13 protein-coding genes and 1 pseudogene are annotated in these 15,122 nt (G+C 71.4%); 8 read left to right on the top strand and 6 right to left on the bottom strand.

Annotated features, from left to right (window positions below; translation table 11 throughout):
* The first annotated feature begins 115 nt into the window (after nucleotides 1–115).
* Entirely contained in the window at nucleotides 116–1,324 is a 1,209-nt protein-coding gene (locus IE178_RS25750; RefSeq protein WP_184761051.1) for a nucleotide sugar dehydrogenase, read from the top strand.
* 288 nt (nucleotides 1,325–1,612) lie between these two features.
* Here IE178_RS25750 and IE178_RS25745 read toward each other — a convergent pair whose 3' ends face one another.
* From IE178_RS25745 to IE178_RS25730, 4 genes are all read right to left on the bottom strand, one after another.
* Nucleotides 1,613–2,737 carry a GuaB3 family IMP dehydrogenase-related protein gene (locus IE178_RS25745; RefSeq protein ID WP_184761050.1) on the bottom strand — a complete coding sequence of 375 codons (1,125 nt, stop codon included), beginning with the start codon at nucleotides 2,735–2,737 and terminating at the stop codon, nucleotides 1,613–1,615.
* Nucleotides 2,738–2,866: 129 nt separating this feature from the next.
* Nucleotides 2,867–4,372: an IMP dehydrogenase gene (gene guaB, locus IE178_RS25740; RefSeq protein ID WP_184761049.1), complete on the bottom strand. Its 1,506-nt coding sequence runs from the start codon at nucleotides 4,370–4,372 to the stop codon at nucleotides 2,867–2,869.
* A gap of 160 nt (nucleotides 4,373–4,532) precedes the next feature.
* On the bottom strand, nucleotides 4,533–5,120 hold the full coding sequence (locus IE178_RS25735; protein WP_184761048.1) for a sigma-70 family RNA polymerase sigma factor: 588 nt from the start codon (nucleotides 5,118–5,120) through the stop codon (nucleotides 4,533–4,535).
* A 777-nt stretch (nucleotides 5,121–5,897) separates the two neighbouring features.
* The gene (locus tag IE178_RS25730; protein WP_003948568.1) at nucleotides 5,898–6,509 is read right to left on the bottom strand and encodes a response regulator transcription factor; all 612 of its coding nucleotides are present in this window, start codon (nucleotides 6,507–6,509) and stop codon (nucleotides 5,898–5,900) included.
* 380 nt (nucleotides 6,510–6,889) lie between these two features.
* On the opposite strand from IE178_RS25730, the gene IE178_RS25725 reads away from it, so the two are divergent.
* The gene (locus IE178_RS25725) at nucleotides 6,890–7,219 is read left to right on the top strand and encodes a WhiB family transcriptional regulator (protein ID WP_184761047.1); all 330 of its coding nucleotides are present in this window, start codon (nucleotides 6,890–6,892) and stop codon (nucleotides 7,217–7,219) included.
* An 85-nt stretch (nucleotides 7,220–7,304) separates the two neighbouring features.
* On the opposite strand, the gene IE178_RS25720 is transcribed toward IE178_RS25725, so the two are convergent.
* Entirely contained in the window at nucleotides 7,305–8,201 is an 897-nt protein-coding gene (locus IE178_RS25720) for a LysR family transcriptional regulator (protein ID WP_193513955.1), read from the bottom strand.
* Between the two features lie 80 nt (nucleotides 8,202–8,281).
* Here IE178_RS25720 and IE178_RS25715 point away from each other — a divergent pair, with 80 nt between their 5' ends.
* From IE178_RS25715 to IE178_RS25705, 3 genes are all read left to right on the top strand, one after another.
* Entirely contained in the window at nucleotides 8,282–8,962 is a 681-nt protein-coding gene (locus IE178_RS25715; RefSeq protein ID WP_184761045.1) for an MOSC domain-containing protein, read from the top strand.
* A gap of 59 nt (nucleotides 8,963–9,021) precedes the next feature.
* Entirely contained in the window at nucleotides 9,022–9,795 is a 774-nt protein-coding gene (locus tag IE178_RS25710) for an SDR family NAD(P)-dependent oxidoreductase (RefSeq protein WP_193513954.1), read from the top strand.
* Nucleotides 9,796–9,898: 103 nt separating this feature from the next.
* Nucleotides 9,899–10,606 (top strand): ester cyclase, encoded by a 708-nt coding sequence (locus IE178_RS25705; RefSeq protein WP_193513953.1) that lies wholly within the window; start codon nucleotides 9,899–9,901, stop codon nucleotides 10,604–10,606.
* Nucleotides 10,607–10,823: 217 nt separating this feature from the next.
* Here the strand turns inward: IE178_RS25705 and IE178_RS25700 are convergent, their stop codons facing one another.
* A complete protein-coding gene (locus IE178_RS25700; protein ID WP_193513952.1) occupies nucleotides 10,824–11,897 on the bottom strand; it encodes a hypothetical protein in 1,074 nt (357 codons plus the stop codon).
* Between the two features lie 1,098 nt (nucleotides 11,898–12,995).
* Here IE178_RS25700 and IE178_RS25695 point away from each other — a divergent pair.
* The 3 genes and pseudogenes from IE178_RS25695 to IE178_RS36240 form a co-directional block, all read left to right on the top strand.
* The gene (locus IE178_RS25695) at nucleotides 12,996–13,955 is read left to right on the top strand and encodes a hypothetical protein (protein WP_193513951.1); all 960 of its coding nucleotides are present in this window, start codon (nucleotides 12,996–12,998) and stop codon (nucleotides 13,953–13,955) included.
* Nucleotides 13,952–14,590 carry an NYN domain-containing protein gene (locus tag IE178_RS25690; protein WP_184761039.1) on the top strand — a complete coding sequence of 213 codons (639 nt, stop codon included), beginning with the start codon at nucleotides 13,952–13,954 and terminating at the stop codon, nucleotides 14,588–14,590. The genes IE178_RS25695 and IE178_RS25690 overlap by 4 nt, the downstream gene beginning before the upstream one ends.
* Nucleotides 14,591–14,865: 275 nt before the next feature.
* Nucleotides 14,866–15,122, top strand: a pseudogene (locus IE178_RS36240) (hypothetical protein); the annotation flags it as partial.

Raw genomic sequence — 15,122 nt, 5'->3', positions numbered from 1 at the left:
ATCAATCCCACATATCGGTCATATTTACTCCTAGTCTGACATTGCGCTCGCCTGTCCAGTCCACAGGGCTTGCGCACCTGTAGCACTCCGGTTATTGGGAAGGACGGCCCACGCCATGCCCGCAGATCTCGCCGTCATCGGACTCGGCCCGTGCGGCCTCCCCCTGGCCCAGGCCGCCGTCGCCGCCGGCATCCCCACCATCGGCTACCGGACCGGCCCCGAGACGGGCTCCCTCAGCGCCGCCGAACAGCGCCGCATGCTCGCGCAGGGCTTCCGTACGACCGCCAACCCCGCCGAGCTGGGCCGGGTGCGCACCGCCGTCATCTGCGCGCCGGCCCCGCGCGGCGCGGACGGCGGGCTCGATCTGGGCCAGGTGGAGGCGGCAGCCCGCACCCTCGCCGCACGACTGCGCCCGCACACCACGGTGATCCTCGAGTCCCCGGCACCCCCCGGAACGACGGAGGGACCCCTCCTGCGCCTGCTCGAATCGGGATCGGGTCTGCGCGCGGGGCGCGATTTCCACCTCGCCTACTCCCCCAGCCGCGTCGACCCCGGCAACCGCGACTTCACCCCCGCCAACACCCCGAAGGTCATCGGGGGCCTCACCCCCGCCTGCACCGAGTCGGCCGCCGCCTTCTACGCGAGGATCACCGACAAGGTGGTACGCGCCCGTGGCCCCCGCGAGGCGGAGGCCGTGCACCTCCTGGAGACGAACTTCCGGCACGTCAACATCGCCCTCGTCAACGAGATGGCCGCCCTCTGTCACGACCTGGGCATCGACCTGTGGGACGTCATCCGCTGCGCGGAGACCAAGCCCTTCGGTTTCCAGGCCTTCCGCCCCGGCCCCGGCGTCGGCGGTCACTCCGTGGCCCAGGACCTGACCGCCCAGACGGGCCGCACCCTGCGCATGGCGGAACTCGCCCAGCAGGTCAACGGCCGGATGCCACGCTACGTCGTCCAGCGGGCCGCCGCACTCCTCAACGAGCACGGCAAGTCGGCGCGCGGCGCTCGTGTGCTCCTCCTCGGCGTCACCTACAGGCCCGACCTCGCCGACGAGCAGGGCAGCCCCGCGCACGAGATCGCGATCCGTCTGATGGAGCTGGGCGCCTCCGTCAGCTACCACGACCCGCACGTGCCGTCCTGGAACGTCCTCGACCGCCCCGTCCCCCGCGCGGACTCCCTCTACGAGGCCGCCGCGGACGCCGACCTGACCATCCTGCTCCAGCAGCACCGCACGTACGACCTCCAGGGGCTGTCGGTCAAGGCCCAGCTGCTGCTGGACACGCGCGGGGCGACTCCGACGGGGGCGGCGCACCGCTTGTGAGGGGGCGCGCGGAGGGCCGCCGTACCTCCACGACACCGCCCTCGGGGCCCGGCCCGATCGCGACAGACCGTCCCACCGTGTCCCCGGAAGGGGGCTCCCGGAAGAACTGGGGCGCTGACCAGGACACCAGCGGCCTCACCCGGGTGGACCAGCGCGGATCGGGCCCCGGGACAACCGCGCGCCCCTGACTGCCAAGGGCGCCCCTCCGGCCCCCCGGACACGCGGGAGGGGCCGGTCACCTCACCAGGTGACCGGCCCCTCAGTGCCGTATCGAAGCCCGCGCGGGCCCTACCGCCGGTGCTGCGAGTCCGCCACCGTCACCTCGACGCGCTGGAACTCCTTGAGCTCGCTGTAGCCGGTGGTGGCCATGGCGCGGCGCAGGGCGCCGAAGAGGTTCATCGAGCCGTCAGGGGAGTGGGACGGGCCGGTGAGGATCTCCTCCAGCGTGCCGACCGTGCCGAGGTCGACCTTCTGGCCGCGCGGCAGCTCCTCGTTGACCGCCTCCATGCCCCAGTGGTTGCCCCGGCCCGGGCCGTCGGTCGCGCGGGCGAGCGGGGAGCCCATCATCACGGCGTCGGCGCCGCAGGCGATCGCCTTGGGCAGGTCGCCGGACCAGCCGACCCCGCCGTCCGCGATGACGTGCACGTACCGGCCGCCGGACTCGTCCATGTAGTCGCGGCGGGCGGCGGCCACGTCGGCGACCGCGGTGGCCATCGGGACCTGGATGCCGAGCACGTTGCGCGTGGTGTGCGCGGCGCCGCCGCCGAAGCCGACCAGCACGCCCGCCGCACCGGTGCGCATGAGGTGCAGGGCGGCGGTGTAGGTGGCACAGCCGCCGACGATCACCGGGACGTCGAGCTCGTAGATGAACTGCTTCAGGTTCAGCGGCTCGTGCGCACCGGAGACGTGCTCCGCCGAGACCGTCGTACCGCGGATGACGAAGATGTCCACGCCCGCGTCGACGACGGCCTTGGAGAACTGGGCGGTGCGCTGCGGGGAGAGCGCCGCGGCGGTGACCACGCCCGAGTCGCGCACCTCCTTGATGCGCTGCCCGATCAGCTCCTCCTTGATGGGAGCGGCGTAGATCTCCTGGAGGCGCCGGGTGGCGGCCTCGGCGGGCAGGCCGACGATCTCGTCCAGCAGCGGCTGCGGGTCCTCGTAGCGGGTCCACAGGCCCTCGAGGTTCAGCACGCCGAGGCCGCCGAGCTCGCCGATGCGGATCGCCGAGGCCGGCGAGACGACCGAGTCCATGGGAGCGGCCAGGAACGGCAGCTCGAAGCGGTAGGCGTCGATCTGCCAGGTGATCGAGACCTCCTTCGGGTCCCGCGTACGGCGGCTGGGGACGACGGCGATGTCGTCGAAGGCGTACGCCCGGCGGCCGCGCTTGCCTCGCCCGATCTCGATCTCAGTCACGTCTGTGGCCTTTCCCTGATGCGTTGCAGCGCCTTCCAGTATCCCCGACGACCGCGGCGGACACCGCCCCGGACGTACGGCGAGGGCGGCCCCGGATGCTCCGGAGCCGCCCTCGCCGAAGCCCGCCGCCTACTTGCGGCTGTAGTTCGGTGCCTCGACCGTCATCTGGATGTCGTGCGGGTGGCTCTCCTTCAGGCCCGCGGAGGTGATCCGCACGAACCGCCCGTTGTCCTGGAGCTCGGGCACGGTCTGGCCGCCGACGTAGAACATCGACTGGCGCAGGCCGCCGACCAGCTGGTGGACGACCGAGGAGAGCGGGCCGCGGTAGGGCACCTGGCCCTCGATGCCCTCGGGGACGAGCTGCTCGTCGGAGGCGACGCCCTCCTGGAAGTAGCGGTCCTTGGAGAACGACTTGCGGTCGCCGCGGGTCTGCATGGCGCCGAGCGAGCCCATGCCGCGGTACGACTTGAACTGCTTGCCGTTGATGAACATCAGCTCACCCGGGGACTCCTCGCAGCCCGCGAGCAGCGAGCCCAGCATCACCGTGTCGGCGCCCGCGACCAGCGCCTTGGCGATGTCGCCGGAGTACTGCAGACCGCCGTCGCCGATGACCGGGACGCCGGCCGCCTTGGCGGCGAGCGCGGCCTCGTAGATCGCCGTGACCTGCGGGACGCCGACGCCGGCGACGACGCGGGTGGTGCAGATGGAGCCGGGGCCGACGCCGACCTTGATGCCGTCGCAGCCCGCGTCGACGAGGGCCTGGGCGCCGTCGCGCGTGGCGACGTTGCCGCCGATGACGTCGACGCCGGAGGAGTTCGACTTGATCTTGGCGACCATGTCGCCGACCAGCCGGGAGTGACCGTGCGCGGTGTCGACGACGATGAAGTCGACGCCCGCCTCGATCAGCGCCTGGGCGCGCTCGAAGGCGTCACCGGCGACACCGACCGCGGCACCGACCAGCAGCCGCCCCTCGGCGTCCTTGGCGGCGAGGGGGTACTTCTCGGCCTTCACGAAGTCCTTGACCGTGATCAGGCCCTTGAGGACGCCGTGGTCGTCGACCAGCGGGAGCTTCTCGATCTTGTGCCGGCGCAGCAGCTCCATGGCCTCCGCGCCGGAGATGCCGACCTTGCCGGTGACCAGCGGCATCGGCGTCATGACCTCGCGCACCTGACGGGAGCGGTCGGTCTCGAAGGCCATGTCACGGTTGGTGACGATGCCGAGCAGCTTCTTGCTGCCGTCGGTGACCGGGACGCCGCTGATGCGGAACTTGGCGCACAGGGCGTCGGCCTCGGCGAGCGTGGCGTCCGGGTGGATGGTGATGGGGTCCGTGACCATGCCGGACTCGGAGCGCTTCACCAGGTCGACCTGGTTGGCCTGGTCCTCGATGGACAGGTTGCGGTGCAGTACGCCGACGCCGCCCTGGCGGGCCATCGCGATCGCCATGCGCGACTCGGTGACCTTGTCCATGGCGGCGGACAGCAGCGGGATGTTGACCCGCACGTTCTTGGAGACGTACGAGGCGGTGTCGATCTCGTCGGGCGCCATGTCCGACGCGCCCGGCAGCAGCAGCACGTCGTCGTAGGTCAGCCCGAGTGTCGCGAATTTTCCGGGCACTCCGTCGACGTTGGCAGTCATGACACCTTCCCCAAATGGCCTTGCTCGGTGCGGATGTCCATGCTAACGGGAAGCGCGGGTGTCTCATTCCACGGTTTCGCACGGCTGTGGGCTTCGTATGTTCGTACGGGAACGCCTGGGCGTCCGTTCATCCGCCGAAGCGGCGGCACGGCGGCGGGGGTTACTGCTCCGCCAGGGCGCGCAGTCTGCTCAGGGCACGGTGCTGGGCCACCCGGACAGCACCGGGTGACATTCCCAACATCTGTCCAGTCTCCTCCGCGGTGAGGCCCACGGCGATGCGCAGCAGGATCAGCTCGCGCTGGTGCTCGGGCAGGTTGGCGAGCAGTTTCCTGGCCCATTCGGCGTCGCTGCTGAGCAGGGCGCGCTCCTCCGGGCCGAGGGAGTCGTCGGGGCGCTCGGGCATCTCGTCGGAGGGCACGGCCGTGGAGCCGGGGTGGCGCATGGCCGCGCGCTGCAGGTCGGCGACCTTGTGGGAGGCGATGGCGAAGATGAACGCCTCGAAGGGCCGTCCGGTGTCCTTGTAGCGGGGCAGCGCGAGGAGCACCGCGACGCAGACTTCCTGCGCGAGGTCCTCGACGAAGTGCCGGGCGTCGCCCGGGAGCCGGGACAGACGGGTACGGCAGTAGCGCAGGGCCAGGGGGTGGACATGGGCGAGCAGATCGTGTGTGGCCTGCTCGTCTCCGTCGACGGCGCGATGGACGAGCGCACCGATCGCCCCTTGGGCAGTGCCCGCCTCGTCGTCGCGCATCGGTCCATGGTGCCTTGCGGACGTCGGGTCCGCGGCACCGTGTCCCTGGTTGTGCACTGAAGCGTTATGAGCAGGTGCGCCGGAACTCATCTCCTGCGCCCTCCCCTTCCGCTCGACCGACTCGTCCCCGAGGAACTCCACACCCTCAAGGATGCGGCATGCTCGGCGAAACGAGCATCGGGCACCTGACAGCGGCCTTCGGCGCCCTGGTCGGAGGGGCTTTCCGGGTCCTGGGCGCGGCGGATTCGGCCGGCCCCGGGACCTGTCGTACGGAGCGGTCCGGGACCGCGCAGCGAGGCGCGCATCCGCGGCCACCCGTCTCGCGCCCACGCCCCACCGGACCACGCACCCGTTCCGGCCGAGCGCACCCCGCACCGGAGCACGGGCTCGTCCCCGACTGAGCGCACACCCCACCGAGCCACGGATGATCCCGCCGTCCAGGCCGAATGCCAGCCCGGCCGGTGATGTGGCCCACCGGCGGCCGACCCCCGTGCCTGCGCGGACCGGGTGATCCGGGCGGCGGCATTCGTGTGCCCCCGCTCGCCGGTTGCCGCTCGATGCCGGGCGCCGAAGCGGTCCGGGCGGAAGAAGAACGGGCCCAGGGCCTCTCGCTCGGATCAGGCCGGACACGCGGAGCCCGACTCCGCGCCCGGCCGTGTCGCCGAGCGGGTCGGCGTCGGTCCCCGGGGCTCCGCCCCGGTTCCCTCCTCCGCCTCGCGCTGCTCGGCACGGGGCCCGGACCCCGCTTCCGATCCGGCGTGATCCACGCGCAGGGCCCTAGCGCACGAGGCCCCACCGGAAGCCGAGCGCCACCGCGTGGGCCCGGTCCGACGCGCCGAGCTTCTTGAAGAGCCGCCGCGCGTGTGTCTTGACGGTGTCCTCGGAGAGGAACAGCTCGCGCCCGATCTCGGCGTTGGAGCGGCCGTGGCTCATGCCCTCGAGGACCTGGATCTCACGTGCGGTGAGCGTGGGCGCGGCGCCCATCTCGGCGGAGCGCAGCCGGCGCGGGGCGAGCCGCCACGTCGGGTCGGCGAGCGCCTGCGTGACCGTGGCGCGCAACTCCGCGCGGGAGGCGTCCTTGTGCAGATAGCCACGGGCACCGGCGGCCACCGCGAGCGCCACACCGTCGAGGTCCTCGGCGACGGTGAGCATGATGATGCGCGCTCCGGGGTCGGCGGACAGCAGCCGCCGCACGGTCTCGACGCCGCCCAGGCCGGGCATGCGTACGTCCATCAGAATCAGATCCGAGCGGTCGGCTCCCCAGCGGCGGAGGACTTCCTCGCCGTTGGCAGCCGTCGTCACGCGCTCGACGCCGGGCACGGTCGCGACCGCGCGTCGGAGCGCCTCTCGGGCAAGCGGGGAGTCGTCGCAGACGAGGACGGAAGTCATGGCCGCCCTCCGCAGCTGATGCGCGTCACCTTGAGCCTCCAGGCTGGTACGAAATCGTCACCTGTGCGGTCGACCGTCTCGGACGCCCGCCCGAGCGCTTGTTCCTTCAACCGCCTCGCACTCTCAACGACGGTCACTCGAAAGAGTTACGGGGCCGTCTGCCATCTTCGGCACTCTACGTGAGGAGACGGACACGGTGCAGACATGCGCGACGGACCCCCGAACTTTCATCACAACCCGTGCCCCATTCAGACCCTTTTCTTCCCCTTTGCCAGTGTCTGGGGCTAGATTCGCAATGAGTCATATTTTCATCTCCTTGGATCGTAGTTGTACGGTCGTTGACACCGGATCCGCCCAAAACGGCTACAAGGGGTCACGCAATGGCAGATTTCTCCCGCCTTCCCGGACCGAACGCGGACCTGTGGGACTGGCAGCTCCTGGCCGCCTGCCGCGGGGTGGACAGCTCGCTCTTCTTCCACCCCGAGGGCGAGCGTGGTGCGGCTCGAAGCGCTCGCGAGAACTCGGCCAAAGAGGTCTGCATGAGGTGCCCGGTGCGCGCCGAGTGCGCCGCTCACGCGCTGGCGGTACGTGAGCCGTACGGCGTGTGGGGTGGACTGACCGAGGACGAGCGCGAAGAGCTGATGGGGCGGGCGCGCCACCGGCTGGTGTCGGCATCGGCCGCTGCCGGGCACGCCGCTTCGAACAACTGAAGGAACGTTTCTTCACTCACCCCAGGGCGCATGCGCGTGCCCTCGCTCCGCCGGGGCGCGGTACCCCGCGTGCCGGAACCCCCGGTCAGCGGGCGGCAGCCCTGGCCAGTTTCTCGAGCGTCGCGGTGACCGCCGGCACCTGGGCGAGGTCCGGGAGGGTGAGTGCGACGATCTCCCGCCGCACCGCGGGCTCCAGCGCCACCGTGCGCACACCCCGGGGACGTACCGACTCGATGGCCAGCTGGGGCAGGACCGCGACCCCGAGCCCGGCGCCGACCAGCCCGGCGACCGCCGGATAGTCGTCGGTCGCGAAGTCGATGCGCGGAGTGAACCCGGCCGTCTCGCACACCTCCACCAACTGGCCCCGGCAGCGCGGACAACCGGCGATCCAGGGCTCCCCGGCGAGTTCACCGATGGCGACGGACTCCGCGCGGGCGAGCCGGTGCCGCTCCGGCACGAGCGCCACGAGCCGGTCCGTCAGCAGCGGCCGTACGACGAGGTCGTCCCATTCCTCGGCGCCCGCCGCCCCCTCGTACCGGAAGGCGAGGGCCACATCGCAGTCTCCCTCGCGCAGCATCTCCACGGAGCGGGGCGGTTCGGCCTCCTCCAGGAAGACGCGGGTGCCCGGGTGCGCGTCGCGCAGGGCGGCGAGGGCCGTGGGGACGAGCGTGGAGCTGCCGCTGGGGAACGAGACGAGCCGGACCCGGCCCGCCCGCAGCCCGGCGATGGCGGCGACCTCCTCCTCCGCGGCGGTGAGTCCGGCGATGATCCCGACGGCGTGCCGCACCAGCGCCTCTCCGGCCTGTGTCAGGCGCATCTCGCGACCGCTGCGGATGAGCAGGGGGGTCCCGACGGACGTCTCCAGCGCCTTCATCTGCTGACTGACGGCCGGCTGGGTGCAGCCCAGTTCCCGGGCCGCCGCGGAGAAGGAACCGGTGGTGGCGACGGCGCGCAGCACGCGGAGATGACGGGCTTCGATCACCCTCCAAGGATAAGTCGTCCTTTGGTCGAGTGGCGAATAATGCGTCGACGCTTTGACTCCCGTCGCCTACCGTGCGACGCATGAAGCTTCTGTCTGTGAACCTGGGGCGCCCCGAGGCGGTGCCGTACACGGACCATCGCGACGGTGTGACCGGCATCGACAAGCGGCCCGTGGACGGGCCGGTGCGGGTGGCGGCGCCGGGGCCGAAGGGGTTCGGTGCGAGCGGCCTGGCCGGGGACGCCGTGTGCGAGACGCGGCATCACGGCGGAGACGACCAGGCGGTGTACGCCGTGGCCCGTGAGGACCTCGACGCGTGGGAGCGCGCACTGGGGCGCCCGCTGACGAACGGCTCGTTCGGCGAGAACCTCACCACGGAGGGGATCGACGTGTCCGGCGCCCTGATCGGTGAGCGCTGGGCCGTGGGGCCCGAGGTGCTGCTGGAGATCACCTCCGGGCGTATCCCCTGTCGCACGTTCCAGGGCCATATGGGTGAGAAGGGCTGGGTGAAGCGGTTCACGGAGCGGGGTGCGCCGGGTGCGTATCTGCGGGTGATCCGGCCCGGTGAGATACGCGCGGGCGACGCGGTGCGGATCGTGCACCGGCCGGACCACGAGGTGACGGTCGCGTTGCAGTTCCGCGCGGTGACGACCGAGCGGTCGTTGCTGCCCCGGCTGCTCGCGGCGGGCGAGGCGCTGCACCCGGAGGCGGTCGCGACGGCCCGGACGTACGTGGAGAAGTACGGGACGGGCTCGCCGGCCTGAGGGCCTGACGGCCCACCACGTGAGCGGATGCTGCCGCTCCGGGTAACTACTCTTGCGCCATGACAACGGCTCTGATTACGGGATCGACGGCTGGGATCGGTGCCGCGTTCGCGCGGCGGCTGGCGGCCGACGGACACGATCTGGTGCTGGTGGCCCGCGACACCGGCCGGCTGCGCGAGCAGGCCACCGAGCTGCACGACCGCCACGGCATCGAGGCGGAGGTGCTGACCGCCGACCTGGCCCGGGACAAGGGCATCGAGGCGGTGGCCGACCGGCTCGGTGACCGCAGGAACCCCGTCGACCTGCTGATCAACAACGCCGGTTTCGGCAACAAGGGCCGCTACCTCGACGTCCCCATGGCCGACGAGCTGAGGATGCTCAAGGTGCACTGCGAGGCGGTGCTCCGGCTGACGTCGGCGGCGGCGGAGGCCATGCGGGAGCGCGGCCGCGGGGGCGTCGTGAACGTCGCCTCGGTGGCGGCGTTCGTGCCGCGCGGCACGTACGGGGCGTCCAAGGCGTGGGTCGTGCAGTTCACGCAGGGCGCGGCCCGGGACCTGGCGGGCAGCGGCGTCCGTCTGATGGCGCTGTGCCCCGGGTTCGTGCGCACCGAGTTCCACGAGCGGGCCGGGATGGGGACGGGCAACATCCCGAACTGGATGTGGCTGGACGCGGACAAGGTCACGGCGGCGGCGCTCGCGGACCTGGCCCGGGGCAAGTCGGTGTCGATTCCGGATCCGCGGTACAAGGCGCTGATGGGAGCGGCGAGGCTGGTCCCGCGCGGGCTGCTGGGCGGGATCTCGTCGCGTACGGGACGGAAGTACGGGCCCCTGTAGCGGACCCCGGGGCGGGTACGCGGTCACGGCGGGACGCAGCCCGTCGCCCGGGGGAAAATGGGTGCTGACAGGACCCGGACCCAGGGGGGCCGGAGGTGACGTCATGACCTTCGTACAGCTCATCGACTGCAGGACCAGCCGGTTCGAGGAGATGGACCGGCTCATGGACCAGTGGGTCGAGCAGACCAGGGGGAAGCGGACGGCCACGCACGCGGTGGTCGGCAAGGACCGCTCGGACGCGTCGCACGTCGTCGAGATCGTGGAGTTCCCGTCGTACGAGGACGCGATGCGCAATTCGCAGCTCCCGGAGACCGACCGGATCTTCCGGGACATGGTGGCCCTCTGCGACGAGATGCCCACGTTCACGGACCTGGAGGTGACGCGGGACGCCCAGCTGAACACGGAGTCCGCGCGGCGGTTCTTCGAGGTGCTGGCCGTCGGGGACGATCTGTCTCCGGTGACGGGTCTGGTCGAGGAGCACTACCACGACCACGATCCCGCGAACGAGCAGGACGTCATCGGCCTGGACCACCTCCGGCGCGAAATGGACGTGTGGCGCGGCGGCTTCGACCTCACGATCCGGATCGAGGACCAGATCGCCCAGGCGGACCGGGTGTGCACGCGGTGGAGCATGGAGGGCATCCACAAGGCGGACTTCCTCGGCATCCCGGCCACTGGGAAGAAGGTGTCCATGACCGGAACGACCATCTTCCGCTTCGGCGCCAACGGCAAGATCGTCGAGGGCTGGTGGCAGTACGACCGACTGGGGTTGATGGCGCACCTGGGGGCGCTGGAGCCTACGGAACTCTGATCCGCGTCCTTCCGATGTACTGCGGCGCGTCGGCCTGTGGCCGGGCCGGGGAAGACGGCGGTCGACTCCCGCGCGCGACGAGCAGTCCGACCGGCCGGCCACTGATCCCGGAGAGGTGCCGCTCCAGGCCGTTGCGGGAGCCCGGGGTCGGCCTCGATCTCCTCGCGCGGGACCCCGCGGCCTCGGACCGGGCCGGCTGAGCAGCCGGCGTCGTTCGTCACCTCGTCGCCGGCTCCGCCCGGGTCCAGCGGTTGAGCGTCTCGCTCTTGCCGTCGTAGGTGAGCCAGGTGCCGTCGCCGAGGGGGCGGACGTAGCTGTCGACGCGACCCTGCGGATACGCGACCACCCCGCGTATCCGCAGGGTGTGGGCGTCGAGCAGCCAGTGGCGGGCCTGCTCCGGGTCCTCGTCGGAGTCGACCGTCGAGGCGATGACGGTGTCGGCGTCGACGAAGCCGCAGGCGTAGTCCCAGGCGGGCGGGTCCTCGTCGTCGGCCTGCTCGGGCTCCCGCTCGGCGATCACGGTGCCGTCCAGGGCGTGCAGTCGCAGGTCCGCTCCGTAGTGCTCGACCGTCAGGAAGCCCGGGTGTCCCTCGTGGACGTCCATCAGGATGCGGTCCAGACCCTCGTTCAGGTCCCAGCCGGTCAGCTGCTCGCCGTCCCAGCGCGCCCAGTGCAGCAGGATGCCGTCCTGGCCCATGCCGATGCTCAGCCCCATGTGGACACCGTCCGGGTGGGAGAGGTGGTTCGAACCGGCCGCCGCGCTGTCCAGGGGCAGCCACGCCAACGCCCGTCCGTCGCGGGCGTCCAGGACGACCCAGCGTTCTTCCCAGCCGCCCGGCTCCGGCTCGGCGACGACATGCGCCCATACGAGCCTGGCGTCGTCCGAGACCCGGCAGGAGCCGTGCTCCAGACCACGGCACACCTCCTGCTCGTCACCCGTGTGCGGATGACCGAGCTCGGGGCCCCAGCAGCCGTGCCGGTACTCCCACAGCGTCTCCCCGCCCGCGCCCACGGCCCGTACCGCGCGCTGACCCGAGAACACCGCGAACGTGCCGTCGGGGCTCACGGAATGGACGCCACGGTCCCAGCCCGGCCAGGGAAGAGGAAAGACGGCCGCCGGCGCACGCTCCCCCGCCAGCACCTCGCGGAGGTCGTGGACCTCCAGCTCGTGCCCGTTCCGGAGGAGGGCACGGCAGGAACCGTCCCCACGGCTCTCGAGCGCGAAGCCGTTGACCAGTGCGCCTCCACCCGGCAGTTTCACCGAGTCGCGCAGTCGTGCGGTGATCGACATGGGTCGAAGGTAACCGGTCCCACTGACCTTGAAAGCCGACCTCGTCAACTGGCGTCCCGAGGAGAAGACACGCGGTCGGCAGAAGAAGAGCGAGTGGGCAGAGCAGTGCCCCTGCGGGCATGAGTGAGGGGCGGGACCCGCTCACCCAACTGCGCCTGGGTCAGCCCCGTAGCCTCCCGCAGCAGCTTCATCTGCCGCCCGAAGCAGCGCAGGAACTCACCGTTCGAGTCCGCGCCCGTGCCCTCCACGCCCGCACCCGAGTCCGCTCCCGACTCCATCGCACCAGCCCCCTCAGCACATCCGTCCACCGGTCACCCGTGCTCGCACCGTAGGACGCCCCTGTGCCAACCACGCCGGGACCAGCAGGAATTGCGCCGGACGAGTGAACGCCCCTCCGCACGGCGCGGTGCCTCAGGAGTCCTGCTCGTCCTCCACCGCTTCCCAGGCCGCGGTGTCCGGGTTCCAGCGCAGGGTCGTTCCGCGCGCCTCCTCCGCGGCGGCGTCGAGGCGATTCGCCCCACGCGGTGTCCGGATCGCCTCCGTCCCTCTTCAACTCGAAGCCGCGCTGCAGGAGAAGCTCCGCCTGGATCAGCCGGACGGTTCCGGTGGGGGCGACGTCATGGGCCCGCCGATGGAGATAATCGGCTTCATCGGAGCGGCCGGCCTCGTCGAGGGCCTGGCCCAGTACGGTCAGGGCCCGCGCTTCCCCGGAGGCGTCGTGCCGCTCGCGGGACCGGGTGACCGCCTCCCAAGCGACATCGACGTCGAACGCGGTGTCCGCCGGCCCTTCCCCTGTCCCCACGAGAGGCCTCCTCCGGTCCCTGCGCGGCAGGCCCAGCGAACCAGATGTCCCCTTCCCCCGCTGCTGTTTCAGCAGCCCGAGGCGAAACCTTCCCGGCCACGGCCTGCGGCACAGGGGCGCGTGTTCTCCACGCGAGCCTTCTTCACTCAACGCGTCCGCACGCGCACGTTCCGTGCGGTAGCGTCGCCTCGACATCACGTCTTCCGCGTGCCCGCCGGGCACGGAACGAAGGCGGCCCCCGCGACGGTTGCAGCCGTCCACGAGGGCCTGAACCACCAGTGGAAAGCGACTCCACCGTGATTTACCGGCACCATATCGCGCCCCCGCGCGCCTTCACGCAGTTCTCGCACGACCTCATCCGGCACCCCCGGCTGTCCTCCGACGCCGTGCGGCTGCTGACCTGGCAGCTCTCCCTCCCCGACGGGGCGCGCGAGCCCCTGTCGCGCACCGCCGAGCGCGCCCGCATCGGCGCGTGCGCCTTCACGCGGGCCAAGCGGCAGCTCAAGGAGGAGGGGTTCGTCCACGAGCGGCGGCTCCAGGGGCCGGGCGGTCACTGGGTCACCCAACAGCTCGTGTCCAACGTCCCGTTGAGCGCCGCCGAGGCCGCCAAGATCCTCGCCCGGATGCCCGTACACGTATCCGACGCCTCCGCGTCGCCCCAGCTCGCACCGAGTGCCCGCGTTCCGGCCGTCGGTGCTCCGACCCCTCCGCCCACCGACGGTCATCCAGAGAAAGACCCCGGAGGAAACACCTCCCACCCTCCCGCCGAGCCGGACGCCACCGCCCCGGAGGCAGCCGACGTCCCCGAAGCCGCCCGCGCCCTCGTCGCCGCCCTCCCCCTCCTCTCCCCCGACCTCCGCCGCATCCCCCGCGGCATGCACGACGAACTGGCCCGCCTCGTCTCCCGCTGGCTCGCCGCCGGTCACACCCCCGGCGCCATCCGCACGCACATCCTGCGCGGCCTCCCCGACGACGGCACCCCCGTCCACCGCCCCGGCGGCCTCCTGCGCTACCTGCTCCGCGACGTACCGCCCGCGCCCACCCCGACCAGCAGCGCCCCAACCGCCGAACAGCCCGCCCCCGCCCGCCCGTCCAGCCGACTCGCAGCCCTCCGCGAATGCGAGGGCGACCACGTACAAGCGACCCTCTTCCGGCCGACCGGCGACGAGACCCTCTGCCGACGCTGCCTCAACTCACCACCGCCCGTTGCCAGTCGGTGCGCGCCATCCCCACGGCAGCGTACGGTAATCGCATGACTACCAACATCTACATCGACGGCTTCAACCTCTACTACGGCCGGCTCAAGAACAGCCCCGACCTGAAGTGGCTCGACCCGGTGTCGCTGTGCGAGAAGCTGCTGCCGGCCGGGCAGAAGATCAAGCGCGTGCGGTACTTCACGGCGAGAATCACGCCACGACCCGATGATCCGGGAGGTCCACGCAGGCAGGACGCCTATCTGCGGGCGCTCGGCGCGTTACCCCAGGTGTCCCTGCACTACGGCCGCTTCCAGCAGACCACGCCCCGCATGAGGCTCGCCGCGCCTCCTCCCGGCGGCCCCGCCACGGTGCAGGTGGTCAAGACCGAGGAGAAGGGCACCGACGTCCACATCGCCTCGCAGATGCTGTTGGACGCCTTCCGCAAGGACTGCGGACTGGTCGTGCTGGTCAGCAACGACAGCGACCTGTGCGAGCCCCTGCGCATCGTGAAGGAGGAGTTGGGGGTGCCCATCGGCATCCTCAACCCCTTCGACAAGCCGAGCCGCTGGCTGAAGCAGCTGCGACCGCTGTTCATCAAGCCGATCCGGGACGGCGCGGTCCGCGCCTCGCAGCTGCAGGACCCGTTCCCGCTGGGCGGTGGCGCGGAAGTGCATCGGCCCAAGGAATGGGTCTGACGGAACCGGGAACGGACCCCGACGGGGACAGGGAGGTCACCACAAAAGCAGAGGCCCGCCTAAGTCCTGGCGGGCCTCGCGCCTGCTCGCCGCAACGAGCAGGGGGTTCTCTATGAACGTATCAGAGTTTCCACCCCTCACCAACAGACATCGACCTGTCACTCAACGTCACGAGCGCCCGCCGCTCCCTACGGCACGACCGCCCCGGGACCCGGACCGGGCGGCGGCGTCCCCGCCGCACCGTCACGCGCTTCACCCCGCACGCACAGCGGGACATGCTCAAGATCCCGCGCCCCGACGCGCTGCGCATCCCGCACCGGCTGACCGAACTCCGGAAGGCGATGGACGCAGGGGACAGGGAGGACGGCGGGCACGTACGCATCGAGGTGAGCGACGCGCGGGGGGAACGGCTGCCCGAGGCGCGCAACGCCGGAACCGGGGGGTGCCTCTATGTCTTTCGTCAAGAGGTCCGCGTCGGGTTTGGGATGGTCTGGCTTGCTGGGGTCATGCGGCGAGTTCGACGTCCTCGGGG

The organism is Streptomyces griseoloalbus, assembly GCA_014650015.1.
Taxonomy (GTDB): Bacteria; Actinomycetota; Actinomycetes; order Streptomycetales; family Streptomycetaceae; genus Streptomyces; species Streptomyces griseoloalbus.
This window is presented reverse-complemented; position numbering and strand designations above follow the sequence as displayed.

Coding starts and splice junctions, on each gene's coding strand:
- IE178_RS25725 (WP_184761047.1), top strand. CDS start 6,890: ATGGCAGATTTCTCCCGCCTTCCCGGACCGAACGCGGACCTGTGGGAC.
- IE178_RS25735 (WP_184761048.1), bottom strand. CDS start 5,120: ATGCGCGACGACGAGGCGGGCACTGCCCAAGGGGCGATCGGTGCGCTC.
- IE178_RS25750 (WP_184761051.1), top strand. CDS start 116: ATGCCCGCAGATCTCGCCGTCATCGGACTCGGCCCGTGCGGCCTCCCC.
- IE178_RS25690 (WP_184761039.1), top strand. CDS start 13,952: ATGACTACCAACATCTACATCGACGGCTTCAACCTCTACTACGGCCGG.
- guaB (WP_184761049.1), bottom strand. CDS start 4,372: ATGACTGCCAACGTCGACGGAGTGCCCGGAAAATTCGCGACACTCGGG.
- IE178_RS25715 (WP_184761045.1), top strand. CDS start 8,282: ATGAAGCTTCTGTCTGTGAACCTGGGGCGCCCCGAGGCGGTGCCGTAC.
- IE178_RS25700 (WP_193513952.1), bottom strand. CDS start 11,897: ATGTCGATCACCGCACGACTGCGCGACTCGGTGAAACTGCCGGGTGGA.
- IE178_RS25710 (WP_193513954.1), top strand. CDS start 9,022: ATGACAACGGCTCTGATTACGGGATCGACGGCTGGGATCGGTGCCGCG.
- IE178_RS25730 (WP_003948568.1), bottom strand. CDS start 6,509: ATGACTTCCGTCCTCGTCTGCGACGACTCCCCGCTTGCCCGAGAGGCG.
- IE178_RS25705 (WP_193513953.1), top strand. CDS start 9,899: ATGACCTTCGTACAGCTCATCGACTGCAGGACCAGCCGGTTCGAGGAG.